Below are 17,256 nucleotides of genomic sequence, written 5' to 3'. Positions count from 1 at the left end.
CGGGCCAAGCCAGTTGAGGCGGGTCGGCGCGGGCGGAAGGGATGCGGAAGGTGTAAGGACCTACTACTGTGGGAGCGCTCCCAGCCGTGATGTGTTGAAGGTTCGCGGCTCCCTGTTGGACTGTCAAGGGACCGCGCAACGGCAGGGGATGACGTTCTCCGTCCGGCGGGGGCTGTTACCTTCACCGTCAGTTGCGCGAGTTGGGGAGGCAGACGTGACAGCAGCCCGCACGGTCAGGGCCCGGAGCGCGGGGCGGCCCACCCTCGAAGAAGTGGCCGCACGGGCCGGAGTCGGCCGGGGCACGGTGTCCCGGGTGATCAACGGCTCGCCCCGGGTCAGCGAGGAGACCCGCGCCGCCGTCGAGGCTGCCGTGGCCGAACTCGGCTACGTACCCAACAGGGCGGCCCGCGCGCTCGCCGCCAACCGCACCGACGCCATCGCCCTGGTGGTCCCGGAGCCCGAGGCCCGGTTCTTCGCCGAGCCGTACTTCTCCGACATCGTGCGCGGGGTCGGGGCCGCCCTCGCCGACACCGAGATGCAACTGCTGCTCACCCTGGTCGGCGGCGACCGGGAGCGGCGCAGGCTCGCCCAGTACCTCGCCTCGCACCGCGTCGACGGCGTCCTGCTGGTCTCGGTGCACGCCGACGACCCGCTGCCCGAGCTGCTGGAACAGCTCGGCATCCCGGTCGTCATCAGTGGCCGGCGCTCCGAGGACGAACCGCTCGCCTCGGTCGACTCCGACAACTTCGAGGGCGCCCGCGCCGCCGTCGCCCATCTGGTGGCCGGCGGCCGGAGCACGATAGCGACGATCACCGGCCCGCTGGACGTGTACGGAGCCCGAAGGCGCCTGGACGGCTACCGGGCCGCCCTCGCGGACGCGGGCCTCGCGGAACTGGCCGCGCACGCCGACTTCACCGAGGAGGGCGGCCGCCGCGCGATGGCCGAGCTCCTGGCCCGCGCCCCGGAACTGGACGCGGTCTTCGCCGCCTCGGACGTGATGGCCTCCGGCGCCCGCCAGGTGCTGCGCGACCACGGCCGCCGCATCCCCGAGGACACCGCGCTGATCGGCTTCGACGACTCGTCGATAGCCCGCCACATGGACCCGCCGCTGACCAGCGTCCGCCAGCCGATCGAGGAGATGGGCCGCGCGATGGCCGAGCTGCTCCTGGCCGAGATATCCGCGACCGAACCGGCCCGGCCGAGCCTGGTGCTGCCGACGGAACTGGTGGTGCGGGCCTCTTCGTAGATCCGTGGGCGGAAACGCGAACAGGGCTCGTACACGAAGAAGGCCCGAACCGCTCGCGCGGCCCGGGCCTTCTTCGATCAGGGTGAGTAACGGGACTCGAACCCGCGACATCCTGGACCACAACCAGGTGCTCTACCAGCTGAGCTATACCCACCATGCATGACCGGACTGTTGTGGTCTTGGGAAGTCCCTAGGGGCTTCCCTACCGGCCGAGAAAAAGTGTACAGGGTCCGGGAGGGTGCTCGTGCACCTGTTTCGAGGCACCCTCCCGGACTCCCTGTGGAGGGCTACTCCGCAGGCAGGACGTACTTCGCCGCGATGGTCTTCGCGGTGTCCGAGTCCGGGCCCGGCTGCGGCACGAAGACCGCCTCCCGGTAGTAGCGGAGCTCCGCGATGGATTCACGGATGTCCGCGAGCGCCCGGTGGTTGCCGTTCTTGTCCGGGCTGTTGAAGTAGGCCCGCGGATACCAGCGGCGGGCGAGCTCCTTCACCGAGGACACGTCCACGATCCGGTAGTGGAGGTAGGACTCCAGGGTCGACATGTCCCGCAGCAGGAAGCCCCGGTCGGTACCGACCGAGTTTCCGCACAGCGGCGCCTTGCCCGGCTCCTTGACGTGTTCACGTACGTACGCCAGGACCTGCTCCTCGGCGTCGGCCAGCGTGGTGCCGCCGGCCAGCTCGTCGAGGAGCCCGGAGGCGGTGTGCATGGTGCGCACCACCTCCGGCATGGTCTCCAGCGCGGCGTCCGGGGGACGGATCACGATGTCCACCCCTTCACCGAGTACGTTCAGCTCCGAGTCGGTGACCAGTGCGGCCACCTCGATGAGTGCGTCGTCCGCCAGCGAGAGCCCGGTCATCTCGCAGTCGATCCACACCATGCGGTCGTTCATGCGTCTTACCCTACGGGGCGCTCCGCTGGCCGGGCAGACTCGGACGGCCGCCGGTGTACCCGGAGGCGTACAGATCGGAGCCGGTTCTCCCCGGCTCCGGCCCGGTGTGCGAGGTCGCGGACGGCCCCACCACCGCGCTGGCCGCCGCCGTGCGCCGGGCCTGCGGCAGCGCCTGGGACGGAACGGTCTCCGGCACCGGAGCGGGCATCGGCACCGCGACGGGACCCGGGCTGGGTTCCGGCTGCGGACGACGGGCCCGGTAGGCCGCGCGATAGGACGCCGGGGACGAGCCGAGCTGGCGGCGGAAGTGCCCGCGCAGCGCGACCGGGGAGCGGAAGCCGCAGCGGCCCGCCACCTCGTCCACGGAGTAGTCGGACGTTTCCAGCAGGCGCTGGGCCTGGAGGACCCGCTGGGTGATCAGCCACTGGAGGGGGGCCGACCCGGTCAGCGAGCGGAAACGACGGTCGAAGGTACGGCGGCTCATGTACGCCCGCGCGGCCAGGGTCTCCACGTCGAACTGCTCGTGGAGGTGCTCCAGCGCCCAGGCGACGACCTCGGCCAGCGGGTCGGAGCCGATCTCCTCCGGTAAAGACCGGTCGAGATAGCGCTCCTGCCCGCCACTGCGGCGCGGCGGCACGACCAGCCGGCGGGCCAGCGCACCGGCCGCCTCGCTGCCGTGGTCCGTCCGCACGATGTGCAGACAGAGATCGATTCCGGCCGCGGTCCCGGCCGAGGTGAGCACGTCCCCGTCGTCGACGAAGAGCTCCCTCGGATCCACGTGCACCGATGGGTACCGCTTGGCCAGTGTCGGCGCGTACATCCAGTGCGTCGTCGCCGGGCGGCCGTCGAGCAGACCGGCCGCGGCGAGCACGAACGCGCCGGTGCACAGCCCGACGATCCTTGCCCCTTCCTCGTGTGCGCGGCGCAGCGCGTCGAGCGCTGCCGCGGGGGGCGGCGAGGTGATGGAACGCCACGCGGGCACCACCACCGTTCCCGCCCTGCTGATGGCTTCCAGACCGTAGGGCGCGGTGAGTTCGAGTCCCCCTGTGGTCCGCAGGGGTCCTTCCTCACCGGCACACACCAGCAGTCTGTAACGCGGAACTCCCGCGTCCTGTCGGTCGATTCCGAATACGGAGAGCGGAATCGAACTCTCGAAGATGGGGCCGCCACTGAACAGCAGTACGGCGACGACTTCCCGGCGTCGGCGGCCGGCCAGCTTCCTTGCGGTCTCCGGTGATGCGGCAGCGGAGTCCTGGCTCATGGCGCTAAGCCCCCCTCGGTGTTCGCGGCTCCCCGTTCTTGTCGGGCCTGTCGCTCCTGCACTTTTCCCCTCGGTTTTGCACGAGTCCCCAGCCTTCGATACGCATGATCGAATCTACTGCGTCCCGTGGCGCCGGCGTGACAAGTCCGGCACCCAGCGCTATGTCGACAAGGCAACTTGGCGCGAAGCTTTCGATCACGAAGCGTTTCACTCGCGGGCCCCGTAGGGGAAGTGCGCCTCAAGGGGATGGCCCGTACCCGTATGGTGCCAGAGGCCGCATTGGTCCTTTCTCCCCTGGTGGCAAGGGGGTTGGCAGGCCATTTACCCAAGGGATCCGCCACCGGGGGAAGTTGGCCGAAAACATACGGGTCCAGGTGTGCGAACCGATCACCCTTCGGGTGTACAGCCCCCGCCGTGCCGCCCACCGCGATGCCCGCCGGGGGCGCCCCGGCCGCGTCGCGCGGGCGCGGGGAACGGCCGCGTGGCGCGTTCCTCGGCGGCCGCCCGCTCGGACTGTCGAAGGAGCAGACGGCACACCGTCGTCACGGCCATCAGGCCGAGCGCGGAGCCCGTCGCGCCCGCGAACGAGGACCCGTACACGACGAGCACGACGGGTACGAGCACACAGCTGAACGCGGCCCAGCGCACCACGTCCCCGGCGGCGTCGGCCGGAGGCCGGGCGGTGGCCGACCAGAGTGGTTCGGTGTTCACGGACCGGTTGGTACGTACGGTTTCGGCCGCGGACGGCGACCGGCGACGGGTGCCGGACGACGCGGCGGGAGTGGAAGGGTGGGCGACCGGGGGAGGGGGCACGGGAGGTGCTTCCTGATCGGGGTCGGGGTGATCGCGTACCTAACGCGGAAGCGCCCGCTCCGGTCACTGGAAGATCATCGGCACGGCGGCCGGGACCGGCCGCGGGGTGCCGCGGGGCGACCGCTGTAGGGCGCATCGAGCATTGCCATCCGGGGCGGGCTCGTGCATGCTCCGGGGAACGCCGAGTAGGTTCGGCGGCTCTGGGCAGGAGAGGAGTGTCGCCGTACCCTTGGGGGTATGGGGTTGGGAAGATGATTCCCGGACACGACTCCGCCGCCGACTCGTTGTTGCTGCTCACCAGTCCCCGCTGTCCCTCGACTGAGGACCTCTTTCGCCGAGACACCCATGGCCGGTCACGAATTCTCCGAACCCGCGGACCGCAAGCAGGTAGCCGACCCCGCGTCGGACCTCCAAGCGGCGACAGAATCACGTCATTCCTGCGATCCCGCGTTCCGTCACGGCGTCGTCGTCGGCTTCGACGGCTCGACGTCCAGTGAGCGCGCGCTCGCCTACGCCATCGGCATGGCCAAGCGCTCCGGCTCGGGGCTGATCATCGTCCACGTGGCCAACCGGCTCCCCACCACGGTGTGGGCGGGCTGTGAGCCGCCGGTCTTCGTGGACGTGCCGGACCACCGCACCGAGGTCCTCGGACTCGAACTCGCCTGCGCCGACTATCTCGCCGAGGTCCCCTGGATCCTGGTGGAGCGCGGCGGCGACATCTGCCACGAACTGGAAGAAGTCGGGCGCGAGTACGCGGCGGACGCCATCGTCGTGGGCTCCACGCACGGCCTCGTCGGGCGGATCTTCGGCTCGGTCGCCGGGCGCCTCGCGCGACGCGCCCAGCGGCCCGTCGTGGTCATCCCGTAATCGGGCGTTGTCCCGGTCGTGACCTGCCAGGTGTTTGTCTGACCCAGTGTCAACTTCCTTGCCCGGATGGGGAATCTACCCATGCGTAGGTGGTGGATTGTGCCCTTGTGAAGGGTAGACAAGGGGTGCTGGGAAGCAGCACAAGCGCACATGAAGGGAGCCCGCCGTGGACAACGAAGTTCCCGCGGGAAGCACCACCTCCACTCTCGGTCACCTCGCACTCGGCCTCACCCTGCTGGCCTTCGGTATCGGCAACACCCGCGTGATCGACGGTGTGACGGTGGCCGACTCGGTCTCGATCGCCACCTACATCGGCGGCATCGGCCTGTTCGTCCTCGGCGTCCTCGCCTTCCGCGACCAGGACGCGTTCACCGGCACGGCCTTCGCCGGCCTCGGCGCCTTCTGGTTCACCTGGGCCGTCGGCGCGGACACCAAGTTCTCGGCCAACGCGGCCGGCCTCTTCCTGGTCCTCTTCGCCCTCCTGGCGCTCAGCCTGGCGGCGGGCTCGGCCGGGGCCGGGCTCCTGCGCCAGGCCACGTACGGACTGCTCTGCCTGGCCCTGGTGCTGCTCGCCGTGGGCCAGTTCGCCACCAGTTCCTCGCTCGGCAAGGCGGCCGGCTGGGTGGCCGTGGCCGCCGGCGCCGCGGCCTGGTACGGGGCGACGGCCGCGCTCGCCAAGTGGCCGACCGCCCTGCCCCGACGCGCTGCCGGCCGGGGGGTGACGGCCACCGGCTGAACGGCAGCCGCGGCCGGTGCCTGGGCAGCACCGGCACACACAAGGGCGACCCCCGCCGAGATGACGGGGGTCGCTCTTTCGTGTGCTGTTCCGCGGGAGGCCTGCGGACTACTCGACGGTGACCGACTTGGCCAGGTTGCGCGGCTTGTCGATGTCCCGGCCCATCGCCAACGCCGTGTGGTAGGCGAAGAGCTGGAGCGGGATGCCCATGAGGATCGGGTCCAGCTCGTCCTCGTTCTTCGGCACGACGATGGTGTGGTCGGCCTTCTCCTGGTTCTGGTGCGCGACCGCGAGGATGCGGCCGCTGCGGGCCTTGATCTCCTCCAGGGCGGCGCGGTTCTTCTCCAGGAGGTCGTCGTCGGGGACGATCGCGACCGTGGGGAGCGCGGGCTCGATCAGCGCGAGCGGGCCGTGCTTGAGCTCGGAGGCGGGGTAGGCCTCGGCGTGGATGTAGGAGATCTCCTTGAGCTTCAGGGAGGCCTCCAGGGCGACCGGGTAGCCGCGCACGCGCCCGATGAACATCATCGACTGGGCGCCCGCGTACTCCTGGGCCAGCTTCTCGATCTCCGGCTCCATGGCCAGGATCTCCTCGATCTGCGCGGGCAGCTTGCGCAGGCCCTCGATGATCCGCTTGCCGTCGGCGACCGACAGGTCGCGGATCCGGCCGAGGTGCAGGGCGAGCAGCGCGAAGGCGACGACCGTGTTGGTGAAGCACTTGGTGGACACGACGCAGACCTCGGGCCCGGCGTGCACATAGGTGCCGCCGTCCGCCTCGCGGGCGATGGCCGAGCCGACCACGTTCACGACGCCGAGGACGCGGGCGCCCTTGCGCTTGAGCTCCTGCACGGCCGCGAGCACGTCGTAGGTCTCACCGGACTGGGAGACCGCGATGTACAGGGTGTCGGGGTCCACGACCGGGTTGCGGTAGCGGAACTCGGAGGCCGGCTCGGCGTCCGCGGGGATGCGGGCCAGCTCCTCGATGAGGCCGGCGCCGATCAGGCCCGCGTGGTAGCTGGTGCCGCAGCCGAGGATCTTGATGCGGCGCACCCCGCGGGCCTCGCGGGCGTCCAGGTTCAGGCCACCGAGGTGAACGGTCGAGAACCGGTCGTCGATGCGGCCGCGCAGGACGCGGTCGACGGCCTCGGCCTGCTCGCTCATCTCCTTGTGCATGTAGGTGTCGTGGCCGCCCATGTCGAAGGAGGCGGCCTCCCACTCGACGGTCTCGGGGGTGGCGTTGGTCTGGGTGCCCGAGGTCGTGTACGTCCGGAAGTCGTCGGCCTTCAGGGTCGCCATCTCGCCGTCGTTGAGGGTGACGACCTGGCGGGTGTGGGCGATCAGGGCGGCCACGTCGGAGGCGACGAGCATCTCCTTCTCGCCAATGCCGAGGATGACCGGGGAGCCGTTGCGCGCGACCACGATGCGGTCGGCGAAGTCGGCGTGCATCACGGCGATGCCGTAGGTGCCCTCGATGACCTTGAGCGCCTCGCGGACCTTCTCCTCAAGGGAGTCGGCGAGGGAGCGGGCGATCAGGTGGGTGATGACCTCGGTGTCGGTCTCGGAGGCGAAGACGACGCCCTCGGCCTCCAGCTTGGCGCGCAGCTCGGCGGCGTTGTCCACGATGCCGTTGTGGACGACGGCGACCTTGTTGTCGGGGTCGAGGTGCGGGTGCGAGTTCACGTCGGAGGGGGCGCCGTGGGTGGCCCAGCGGGTGTGGGCGATGCCCGTGGTGCCGGCGAACCGCTTGGGGACGCGGGCCTCAAGGTCGCGGACGCGGCCCTTGGCCTTGACCATCTTCAGGGCCCCGGACTTGGGACTGTTGACGACGACGCCCGCCGAGTCGTAGCCCCGGTACTCCAGCCGCTGCAAGCCTTCCAGCAGCAGCGGAGCCACATCACGCTTACCGATATAACCGACGATCCCGCACATGAAGTCTCTTCCCCTCCATCGACGTACAAAGGTCCCGCGTGCCGCTCGGCCGGGCCGGCGGCGCTCGGTCGTGCTCGGCCTGCTCAGCCGTAGACGATGCGGCGCAGCTGCCGGAGCGAGAGCTCCGGTGGCGCCACGGCGCGGTGCGGCAGCTCGGCCGCGATCCGCTCGAAGATCTCCGCGTTGACGGCCCCACCGGACTGCAGCTCACGGTGGCGCCGACGGACGAACTCCTCGTACGTCTCGTCGAAGTACGCCAGCACCTCAAGCACCACCCGGACGGCCTCACCGCGCTGGAGCGCGGTGCTGCGCACCAGATGATCTACGAGGTCGTCATGGGACGACGGGTTGCGGCGTTCGAGCACCCGTCGATATTGCGGGCTGACGGGGTCATACGCAAGAATCCTGCCCGATTCCGGGCAGGATTCCCATGATCATGCTTCTGGTCTGGACCAGAACGGGTGCCGCTCGGCCTCACAGCCGCTTCAGGACCGCCTGTTTGGCCGCCGTGAACTCCTCGTCCGTCAGGACGCCGCCGCGGTGCAGCTCGCCGAGCTCCCGCAGCCGGCGAAGCAGCACGTCGTGATCCTCGGCCGCGGGGGCCGCGGGCGCGGATTCCAGGGCCTTGGGCGCGGCGGCGGCGAGCTCGCCTGCCGGGGCGTGCGGATGCGGAAGGCGCGCCACCACCGCCGAGGCGAGCAGTGCCATGAGCGGGTCCTTCTTGAAGCCGTTCAGCTCTACGGCCATCGGATCGTGGGCCGGGCTGAGGCGCGGGGCGTGCGGTGTGGTGATGAAGCGCAGATAGCCGTCGCTCAGGCCCCGGGCCGGCTGCCAGACGACCCCGGTCAGGTCGTCGAGGGGCAGTGCGACCGGCCCGGCCGCGGTCTTCTTGTCGTCGGTGTGCCAGGTCCATTCCAGCCGGACCGTGCGGCCGTCGAAGGTGACCGTGCCGTCCCCTGCGCCCACCGTCATCGGCAGCGCGGGCCCCGGCAGGAGGTAGGCGTCCACCGGCCCGTCCGGCACCTCGTCGAGCAGCAGCGCGTTGCGTATCTCGTCCACCAGGTATTCGGCCACCCCCGAGGTCCGGGTCTCCACCGCGAGGACGTACGGGTCCGAGCCGTCCGGCAGCTTGCCGCCGGTGACCTGGAGCAGCGGATCGGCCCCGTCCCGCAGCCGCAGCCTGAGCCGCCCGCTCTTGCGCCCCGCCTCGTACGCGATGCCCGCCACCGCCCGCAGCGGCACCGCGATCTCCCCCAGCGTCCTGCGGAGCAGGCCGACCGACTTGTCGCTGCCCGGCACGATCCGCAGCGTGTCGCCGTCGAACGCCCAGGTGCCGTCCTTCTGGATGATTTCCGCCATGGAGGGATTGTTCCACCGGCAACTGGGGCCATGATCGACCTACTTGAGTCCCACCGCCGCACCGGCCGCCGTCTTGACCCCGGCTGGGTCCGCGGGTCCCATGGGAAGTGTTCGGTTGCTCAGCCCCCACAGTTGCGCGACCCCTTGGAAGGGAACCGCTTGTGAGACATGGTCAGCGCAGGACATTCGCCCGGCTCCTCGGCTCGCTCGTCCTGGTGGCGGGCGCCGGGCTCGCCAGTGTCGGGGCCTCGGCCGCCCCCGCCGCGGCGGGCACCCCCCGCCCGCTGGGCCAGATCGTGCCCGCCCCCGCCTCCGTCTCGCCCGGCGGCACCCCGTACACGATCGCCTCCGGCACCAGGATCAGGGTGGCCAAGGGCTCCGCCGAGGCCCAGCGCATCGGCGACTACCTGGCGGGCGTGCTCCGCCCCTCCACCGGGTACGCCCTGCCGGTCACCGGCGCCCCGGGCAACGACGGCATCCGACTGCTGCTCGGCGCCCACGACGACGGCCTCGGCGACGAGGGCTACCGGCTCACCTCGGCACGCGGCTCGGTCACCATCGCCGCCAACGAACCGGCCGGGCTCTTCCACGGCGTGCAGACCCTGCGGCAGCTGCTGCCGGCGAACGTCGAGAAGAGGACGAAGCAGAGCGGCCCCTGGCAGATCGCGGGCGGCACGATCACCGACGCCCCGCGCTATGCCTACCGGGGCGCGATGATCGACGTCTCGCGGCACTTCTTCACCGTCGACCAGGTCAAGCGATACGTCGACCAGCTCGCCCTGTACAAGATCAATGAGCTGCATCTGCACCTCAGCGACGACCAGGGCTGGCGCATCGCCATCGACTCCTGGCCGAGGCTCGCGGCCTACGGCGGCCAGACCCAGGTCGGCGGCGGCAAGGGCGGCTACTACACCAAGGCCGACTACCGGGCGATCCTCGCCTACGCCTCCTCGCGCTACATGGAGGTCGTGCCCGAGATCGACACCCCGGGACACAGCAACGCGGCCCTGGCCTCGTACGCCGAACTGAACTGCAACGGCGTCGCGCCGCCGCTGTACACGGGCACCGGCGTCGGGTTCAGCTCGCTGTGCGTGCCCAAGGACGTGACGTACAAGTTCTTCGACGACGTGGTGCGCGAGGTCGCCGCCCTGACCCCGGGACGGTACGTCCACATCGGCGGGGACGAGGCGGAGTCCACCTCGAAGCAGGACTACGCCACCTTCATGGACAAGGCGCAGCCGGTCGTCGGCAAGTACGGCAAGACCGTGATGGCCTGGCACCAGATCACCGAGGCCACCCCGGTGGAGGGCGCCGTCGCCCAGTACTGGGGCACGCTCGGCAACGAGCCGGAGGTCGCGGCCGCGGCACAGGCCGGCACCCGGCTCGTGATGTCACCGGCGAACCGCTCCTACCTCGACATGAAGTACGACGCGAAGTCCCCGCTCGGCACCAACTGGGCGGGATACGTCGAGGTCGACAAGTCCTACTCGTGGGACCCGGACACCTTCGTCAAGGGTGTGCCCGCCGAGGCCGTGCTCGGGGTGGAGGCCCCGATCTGGTCGGAGACGCTCAGCAAGAGTTCGCAGATCGAGTACATGGCGTTCCCGAGGCTCCAGGGGATCGCCGAGATCGGCTGGTCGCCGCAGTCCACGCACGACTGGGCGACGTACAAGGTGCGGCTCGCTCAGCAGGGGCCGCGGATGACCGCGCTGGGCATCAACTTCTACCGCTCGCCGGTGGTGCCCTGGGTGTGATCCGCCGTCCGGGGACGTTGTCCTGGGCCGGCTGTACGAGGCCGGCTGTACGAGGTCGGCTGTTTTGAATCGGCTGTACGAGGACGGTGCCGGGGCCCGTGGAAAGGGGTCCCGGCACCGTCGTGTCACGCGACCTTCCTGGCCTTCTCGATCGTCTCGGCGAGGGCGTCGACGATGGGGGCGACGCGCGCGTAGGAATAGATCGGCTCGGTCAGACGCGGCACGACCTGGTGGGCCTTGACCGCGGGCAGCTGCCCCCAGGTCGGCTTGTTGCCGAGGTCGGCGGGCTGGAGGGTGCCGGTGCGGTTGTCCATGAGGATCACGTCGGCCGCGTACTTGCCGACGTTCTCCCAGCTGAGCGACTCGAAGAAGCCCTGCGAGTCGACCTTCGGGGTGACGAACTCGACGCCCAGCTCCTGGAAGTAGCGGGTGTCGCAGCTGCGCTTGGCCTCGGAGACGTAGAACAGGTCGGGGCTCGCCGAGCCGAGCAGCACCCGGATCCCGGGGTTGGCCTTGGCCGCGGCGCGCAGCCGGGCGGAGGCCTTCTCGAAGGCGGCCTTCGCGTCGGTGACCTTCTTCGCGTTCAGGTCCGCGCCGAGGGACTTGGCGAGGTCGGCCCGGCGCTGGAGGGCGGTGGTCATGCTCTGGTCGGCCGCCCACAGGGCGACGCTCGGCGCGAGCTTGAGGATCTTGTCCTTGCTGTTGTCGGGCACGTACCAGAGGACGTCCTTCTGCCACATGTCCGTGATCAGCACGTCGGGCGCGAGGGCCGCGTACTTCTCGACGCTGAACTCGCCGTAGACGTTGCCAATGATGTCGACCTTGTTGATGTCGAGGTCGCCGGCCTGGACGTCGGGCTTGCCGTCCTTGGTCTTCGTCGGCCCGAAGACGCCCTTGACCTGGATCCCGTAGTCGAACAGGGCGGCCGCGGTGCCGGTGTAGGCGACGATGTTCTTCGGCGTGGTCTTGGTCTCGACGGTCTTCCCGCGGTCGTCCTTGAAGGACCAGGGCCCGGACGTGCCGGCTCCCGCGCCGCCGTCCGCCGCCCCGCTCTTCTTGCCGCCGCCACCGCAAGCGGCGAGTGCGGCACCGATGCCGATCGCGCCGCCCATGGCCAGGAGGCCGCGACGGGTGGGCAGGGACGCTCGGGCGAGGGGCATGGTGTCCACTTCCTACGTATGTGCCGGGAACCGGCCACTGGCTGAATGCGAAGGTTAGCCTACCCTTAGCTTCTCCGGTGGCCCGGACCCTGGTGCCCCGGGGTGGGTTCGGCCTCGGGCGGAACCCCTTGCGGCGGGCCGGGGCGGAGCCCCGGCGGGCTACGGGGTGCCGAACTCGGCGCGGCACGGGGCGAGCCCCGTGACCCGGACCTCCACCGTCCGCACCCGCTCCCACTCCGCCCGATCAAGCCGCAGTCGGCGCAGCGTGGCAGGCCGTTCGCGTACGACGGTCGTGGTGAGCCCGTCGTCGCGGTAGCCGAGGCGGCGCGAGACGCCGAGGGAGCGCGGGTTGTCGGCCATCGCCGCCGACACCGCGGCGCGCGCACCGAGCCCGGCGAACGCCAAGTGCAGGACCGCCGCCCGCATCTCCGTGCCGATGCCCCGACCCTGGTGGGCGAGCCCCACCCAGGACCCCGTCTCCACCTCGCGGGTCACCGCGAAGCGCCGCCCCATCAGGTCCTGGCGGCCGACCGCCTTCCCTTCGTGCAGCACGGCGAGGCTCAGGTGCCAGTTGTCCGGGGACCAGTTGGCGATGGTGGACAGGACGTTCTGATAGGTGGCCCGGCCGCGGTCGGCGGGGGAGCCGTCGGTCCACGGGACGGTGAACGGCATCCGGTCCGGTTCGTGCAGGCCGTCCGCCGCCACCTGGGCGAGCTCGGACAGCAACTCGCCTTCGGGCAGGCGCAGTTCGAGGCGCGGGGTGCGTATGCGGAGGCCGTACAGGGGCCACCAGGGGTTCGGTTCCGTGAGCAGGGGTGCCATGAAGGGACTCTGCCGGGCCCGGCCGCCCCTGTCGAACGGATAGTCCGCGCCTACCTCCCCAGCAGCGAGGCCTGGCGGGCCAGGGGGGCGTAGGTGAAGCGGACCTTGTGGGAGGCGCTCGGCTCGTAGCTGCGGCGGCAGGCCGTGCAGTGCCAGTGCCAGCGGTCCGCGGCCCCCGGGGCCGTGGCCGAGGTGTCCTTCCACAGCGGGGGACGGCTCGCGCAGTTGGGGCAGTTCGGCGGGTTCACCCTGACAGGGTGAGGCCCCGGGCACCCCGGAGCGGCGGCGACGCGGGCGTCACCACTCCATCGGGGGACCCGGGGCCCAGGGGTGCAACGGTCAGGCGGGCAGCCCCAGTTCGCGGGCGATCAGCATGCGCTGCACCTCGCTCGTGCCCTCGCCGATCTCCAGGATCTTGGAGTCGCGCCACATGCGGGCCACCGGGTACTCGTTCATGAATCCGTAGCCGCCGAAGATCTGCGTGCCCTCCCGCGCGTTGTCGACCGCCACCGTCGAGGAGTACAGCTTCGCGAGCGCCGCCTCCTTCTTGAACGGCTCGCCGTGCACCAGCCGGGACGCGGCGTCGCGCCAGCCGACCCGCGCCATGTGGGCCCGCAGCTCCATGTCGGCGATCTTGAACTGGATGGCCTGGTTCTCGCCGATCGGCCGCCCGAAGGCGTGCCGCTCCTTGGCGTACTTCAGCGATTCGTCCACACAGCCCTGCGCGAGCCCGGTCGCGAGCGCCGAGATCGCGATGCGGCCCTCGTCCAGGATGCGCAGGAACTGGGCGTAACCGCGGCCCTCCTGGCCCAGCAGGTTCGCCACCGGGACACGCACGTCGGAGAACGCCAGCTCGCGGGTGTCCGACGCGTTCCAGCCGACCTTCGAGTACGGCGCCGCGACCGTGAAGCCCGGGGTGCCGGACGGCACGATGATCGAGGAGATCAGCGGGCGCCCGTCGTCCTTGCGGCCGGTGACCGCCGTGACGGTGACCAGCCCCGTGATGTCGGTACCGGAGTTGGTGATGAAGCACTTCGAGCCGTTGATGACCCACTCGTCACCGTCGCGCACCGCCGTGGTGCGCGTGCCGCCGGCGTCCGAGCCGCAGTCCGGCTCGGTCAGGCCGAACGCGCCGAGCATCTCCCCGGAGCACAGCTTGGGCAGCCACTCCCGCTTCTGCTCCTCCGTACCGAACCGGAACACCGGCATCGCGCCCAGCGAGACACCGGCCTCCAGCGTGATGGCCACCGACGAGTCGACGCGGGCCAGCTCCTCCAGGGCGATGCCGAGCGCGAGGTAGTCGCCGCCCATGCCGCCGTACTCCTCGGGGAAGGGCAGCCCGAACAGGCCCATGCGGCCCATCTCGCGGACGATCTCGTACGGGAACTCGTGGCGCTCGTAGAAGTCGCCGATCTTCGGAGCGATGACGTCGTGCGCGAACTCCTCGACGGTACGGCGGAGTTCCTCGTGCTCGGGAGTGAGACGGTGGTCGAGGGGCATGGCTACGACTCCTGGTGGGAGAGGGCACGCACGGTGCGGGAGGGGCTGGGGCGGCCCAGCTGTCCGGCCATCCACACGCTGGTGGCGGTGAGCAGGCCGAGGTCGACCCCGGTGTCGATACCGAGGCCCTGGAGCATCCACACGAGGTCTTCGGTGGCGAGGTTTCCGGTCGCGGACTTGGCGTACGGGCAGCCGCCGAGGCCGCCGGCCGACGCGTCCACGGTGCTCACTCCGTGCTGGAGGGCGGCGAGGGTGTTGGACAGGGCCTGGCCGTAGGTGTCGTGGAAGTGCACCCCGAGGGAACTGGTCGGCACGCCCTCCTCGTTGAGCTCGGCGAGCAGGGTCTGGACGTGGGCCGGGGTGGCGACCCCGATGGTGTCGCCCAGGCTCAGCTCGTCGCAGCCCATGTCGACGAGGGCCTTGGCGACGCGGACCACCTGGTGCACCGGCACCGCGCCTTCCCACGGGTCGCCGAAGCACATCGACAGATAGCCCCGGACGTGCGCCTTGTGCTCCTTCGCGCGGGTCACCACCGGCTCGAACATCGCGAGCGACTCGTCGACCGTCCGGTTCAGATTGGCCTTGGCGAAGGATTCGGTGGCGCTGGCGAACACCGCGATCCGGCGGGCGCCGAGCGCGAGCGCCCGGTCCAGACCCCGCTCGTTCGGGACCAGGACGGGCAGCGCCACGCCGTCGAGATCGCCCAGCATCGGGAACAGGGCTTCGGCGTCGGCGAGTTGGGGCACCCACTTGGGGTGCACGAAGCTCGTCGCCTCGATGGTGGTCAGGCCCGCGGCGGCCAGGCGGTGCACGAACTCGGCCTTGACCTCGGTCGGCACGACCGACTTCTCGTTCTGCAGCCCGTCGCGCGCGCCCACCTCGTGGATGCGGACCCGGGCGGGGAGGTCCTGCGCCGGTACGACCATGGGGAGCGTCATGAGGTCTCCTCGGGTGCGGCGGAGCCGGGTGCGACGGAGCCGGATTCGGCGGCCGGGGTGACGACGGCCAGGATCTGGTCCATCGCCACGGTCGAGCCGGGAGTGACGTCGAGCTCGGTGACCGTGCCCGCGTGCGGCGCGGAGATCACGTGCTCCATCTTCATCGCCTCGACCACCAACAGGCTCTGGCCGGCGTCCACTTGGTCGCCGACCGCGACCTTGACCACGGTGACCGTGCCCGGCATGGGCGCGGCCAGGGTGTCGGCCCCGCTGTGGGCCCGGCCGGACAGGGCGGCCTCCACGGCGTCGTGGTCCAGCACGTTCCAGCTGTCGCCGTCGCGGCCCAGCCAGCTTCCGGCCCGGTGGAAGGTGTGGGTGATCCCGTCCAGCTCGACGGTGACGCGGTCCGCCGTGACCGTGGCCGCCGCCGGTGCCGCGTGCGTGACGGGTTCGAGCCCCGCGACGCGCAGCGGGAAGGCGAGCGGGGCCGGCTCGCCGCCCATGCGCCAGCCGCTCGGTACCGAGAACGGGTCGGTCCAGCCGGCGGCCGGGACGGGCCGCAACGCGTCCAGCCGGACCGCCGCCGCTGCCGCGTACACCTCGTCGGGTACGCCGTCGGGGACCAGCGAATCGGCCTCGCGCTCGACCAGGCCGGTGTCCAACTCGCCTGCCACGACGTCCGGATGGGCCAGCAGGCGGCGCAGGAAGCCGGCGTTGGTGGGCACGCCGAGCGTGACCGTGCCGGCCAGCGCGGCGCGCAGCTTGCGCAGCGCGGTCGCACGGTCGGGGCCGTACGCGATGACCTTGGACAGCATCGGGTCGTAGAGGCTGCCGACCTCGGTGCCCTCGCTCAGGCCCGAGTCCGTGCGCACTCCGTCGCCCTGCGGCTCGCGCAGCGCCAGGACCGTACCGCCGGACGGCAGGAAGCCGCGCGCGGGGTCTTCGGCGCAGAGGCGGGCCTCGATGGCGTGTCCTGTGAGGGTGATGTCCTTCTGCTCGTACGGCAGTCGCTCGCCGGCCGCGACCCTCAGCTGCCACTCCACCAGGTCGACACCGGTGATGAGCTCGGTCACCGGGTGCTCGACCTGGAGGCGGGTGTTCATCTCCATGAAGTAGTACGAGGACGGGTCGCTGCCCGGCACGATGAACTCGACCGTGCCCGCGCCCGAGTAGCCGCAGGAGCGGGCCGCCTGGACGGCCGCCTCGCCCATCGCGGCACGGGTCTCCTCGTCGAGCAGAACGCTGGGCGCCTCCTCGATGATCTTCTGGTGGCGGCGCTGGAGCGAGCACTCGCGCTCGCCGAGGTGGATCACGTTGCCGTGACCGTCCGCGAGCACCTGGATCTCGATGTGGCGCGGCCGGTCGACCCAGCGCTCCACGAGCAGGGTGTCGTCGCCGAAGGAGGAGCGCGCCTCGCGGCGGGCCGCGGCGATCTCGTCGCCGAGCAGGGCCTCCTCACGCACCAGGCGCATGCCCTTGCCGCCGCCGCCCGCGCTGGGCTTGAGAAGCACCGGCATGCCGATCTCCCGCGCTGCGGAGGCGAGTTGATCGTCCGTCAGGCCGCTGCCGGACGAACCCGGCACGACCGGGACGCCGGCCGCGCGCACGGTCTCCTTGGCGCGGATCTTGTCGCCCATCAGGGAGATCGCCTCGGCGCTCGGCCCGATGAAGACCAGGCCCGCCTCGGCGCAGGCCGCCGCGAACCCCGCGTTCTCGGCGAGGAAGCCGTAGCCGGGGTGGACCGCCTGGGCGCCGGTGCGCAGCGCCGCGTCGATGAGCAGCTCGGGGCGCAGATAGCTGGCGGAGGCCGCGGCGGGTCCGATGCGTACCGCGGTGTCCGCCTCGCGGACGTGGCGCGCCTGGGCGTCCGCGTCGGAGAAGACGGCCACCGAGCGGATGCCGAGCCGGCGCAGGGTGCGGATGACGCGGACCGCGATCTCGCCCCGGTTGGCGACGAGCACTGTCGTGAACATGGGAGCCCTCA

At 71.0% G+C, this 17,256-nt stretch carries 16 protein-coding genes and 1 tRNA gene; 4 read left to right on the top strand and 13 right to left on the bottom strand.

Translation table 11 applies throughout. The features are described 5' to 3' along the window. Positions 1-214: 214 nt before the first annotated feature. Entirely contained in the window at positions 215-1,246 is a 1,032-nt protein-coding gene (locus ACFYNP_RS09875) for a LacI family DNA-binding transcriptional regulator (RefSeq protein ID WP_388420384.1), read from the top strand. An 81-nt stretch (positions 1,247-1,327) separates the two neighbouring features. Here the strand turns inward: ACFYNP_RS09875 and ACFYNP_RS09870 are convergent. From ACFYNP_RS09870 to ACFYNP_RS09855, 4 genes are all read right to left on the bottom strand, one after another. Beyond that, positions 1,328-1,400: transfer RNA gene (locus tag ACFYNP_RS09870), tRNA-His, on the bottom strand. 133 nt (positions 1,401-1,533) lie between these two features. Beyond that, positions 1,534-2,136 carry an oligoribonuclease gene (orn, locus tag ACFYNP_RS09865; protein ID WP_388420383.1) on the bottom strand — a complete coding sequence of 201 codons (603 nt, stop codon included), beginning with the start codon at positions 2,134-2,136 and terminating at the stop codon, positions 1,534-1,536. Positions 2,137-2,146: 10 nt separating this feature from the next. After that, the gene (locus ACFYNP_RS09860; protein WP_388420382.1) at positions 2,147-3,397 is read right to left on the bottom strand and encodes a helix-turn-helix domain-containing protein; all 1,251 of its coding nucleotides are present in this window, start codon (positions 3,395-3,397) and stop codon (positions 2,147-2,149) included. A gap of 387 nt (positions 3,398-3,784) precedes the next feature. Further along, positions 3,785-4,108, bottom strand: coding sequence for a hypothetical protein (locus ACFYNP_RS09855; RefSeq protein WP_388420381.1), 324 nt, complete (start codon positions 4,106-4,108; stop codon positions 3,785-3,787). Between the two features lie 447 nt (positions 4,109-4,555). Between ACFYNP_RS09855 and ACFYNP_RS09850 the strand changes: the two genes are divergently transcribed. Then, entirely contained in the window at positions 4,556-5,077 is a 522-nt protein-coding gene (locus ACFYNP_RS09850; protein WP_388420380.1) for a universal stress protein, read from the top strand. A gap of 166 nt (positions 5,078-5,243) precedes the next feature. Next, positions 5,244-5,813, top strand: coding sequence for an acetate uptake transporter (locus ACFYNP_RS09845; protein WP_388420379.1), 570 nt, complete (start codon positions 5,244-5,246; stop codon positions 5,811-5,813). Between the two features lie 108 nt (positions 5,814-5,921). Here ACFYNP_RS09845 and glmS read toward each other — a convergent pair whose 3' ends face one another. The 3 genes from glmS to ACFYNP_RS09830 form a co-directional block, all read right to left on the bottom strand. Beyond that, positions 5,922-7,739, bottom strand: a complete 1,818-nt coding sequence (glmS, locus tag ACFYNP_RS09840; RefSeq protein WP_388420378.1) for a glutamine--fructose-6-phosphate transaminase (isomerizing) — start codon at positions 7,737-7,739, stop codon at positions 5,922-5,924. An 83-nt stretch (positions 7,740-7,822) separates the two neighbouring features. After that, entirely contained in the window at positions 7,823-8,104 is a 282-nt protein-coding gene (locus tag ACFYNP_RS09835) for a hypothetical protein (RefSeq protein WP_388420377.1), read from the bottom strand. A gap of 109 nt (positions 8,105-8,213) precedes the next feature. Next, entirely contained in the window at positions 8,214-9,098 is an 885-nt protein-coding gene (locus ACFYNP_RS09830; RefSeq protein WP_388784203.1) for a DUF4429 domain-containing protein, read from the bottom strand. Between the two features lie 161 nt (positions 9,099-9,259). Between ACFYNP_RS09830 and ACFYNP_RS09825 the strand changes: the two genes are divergently transcribed. Beyond that, positions 9,260-10,852, top strand: coding sequence for a beta-N-acetylhexosaminidase (locus tag ACFYNP_RS09825; RefSeq protein WP_388784200.1), 1,593 nt, complete (start codon positions 9,260-9,262; stop codon positions 10,850-10,852). Positions 10,853-10,977: 125 nt separating this feature from the next. Here the strand turns inward: ACFYNP_RS09825 and ACFYNP_RS09820 are convergent, their stop codons facing one another. The 6 genes from ACFYNP_RS09820 to ACFYNP_RS09795 all read right to left on the bottom strand — a co-directional run bounded on the left by ACFYNP_RS09820 (position 10,978) and on the right by ACFYNP_RS09795 (position 17,245). Then, positions 10,978-12,012: an ABC transporter substrate-binding protein gene (locus tag ACFYNP_RS09820; RefSeq protein WP_388784198.1), complete on the bottom strand. Its 1,035-nt coding sequence runs from the start codon at positions 12,010-12,012 to the stop codon at positions 10,978-10,980. A 159-nt stretch (positions 12,013-12,171) separates the two neighbouring features. Beyond that, positions 12,172-12,834 carry a GNAT family N-acetyltransferase gene (locus ACFYNP_RS09815; RefSeq protein WP_388784195.1) on the bottom strand — a complete coding sequence of 221 codons (663 nt, stop codon included), beginning with the start codon at positions 12,832-12,834 and terminating at the stop codon, positions 12,172-12,174. A gap of 50 nt (positions 12,835-12,884) precedes the next feature. After that, positions 12,885-13,082 (bottom strand): hypothetical protein, encoded by a 198-nt coding sequence (locus ACFYNP_RS09810; protein WP_388420372.1) that lies wholly within the window; start codon positions 13,080-13,082, stop codon positions 12,885-12,887. Between the two features lie 91 nt (positions 13,083-13,173). Further along, the gene (locus ACFYNP_RS09805) at positions 13,174-14,334 is read right to left on the bottom strand and encodes an acyl-CoA dehydrogenase family protein (RefSeq protein ID WP_388420371.1); all 1,161 of its coding nucleotides are present in this window, start codon (positions 14,332-14,334) and stop codon (positions 13,174-13,176) included. Positions 14,335-14,336: 2 nt separating this feature from the next. Further along, the gene (locus ACFYNP_RS09800; protein WP_388784192.1) at positions 14,337-15,272 is read right to left on the bottom strand and encodes a hydroxymethylglutaryl-CoA lyase; all 936 of its coding nucleotides are present in this window, start codon (positions 15,270-15,272) and stop codon (positions 14,337-14,339) included. Then, positions 15,269-17,245 (bottom strand): acetyl/propionyl/methylcrotonyl-CoA carboxylase subunit alpha, encoded by a 1,977-nt coding sequence (locus tag ACFYNP_RS09795; RefSeq protein WP_388784189.1) that lies wholly within the window; start codon positions 17,243-17,245, stop codon positions 15,269-15,271. The genes ACFYNP_RS09800 and ACFYNP_RS09795 overlap by 4 nt, the downstream gene beginning before the upstream one ends. Positions 17,246-17,256: the final 11 nt, after the last annotated feature.

The sequence above is a fragment of the Streptomyces sp. NPDC006691 genome, from assembly GCF_042869955.1.
Taxonomy (GTDB): domain Bacteria; phylum Actinomycetota; class Actinomycetes; order Streptomycetales; family Streptomycetaceae; genus Streptomyces.
Note: the sequence above shows the minus strand (reverse complement) of the source record. Positions and strands in the feature narration are given on the sequence as shown.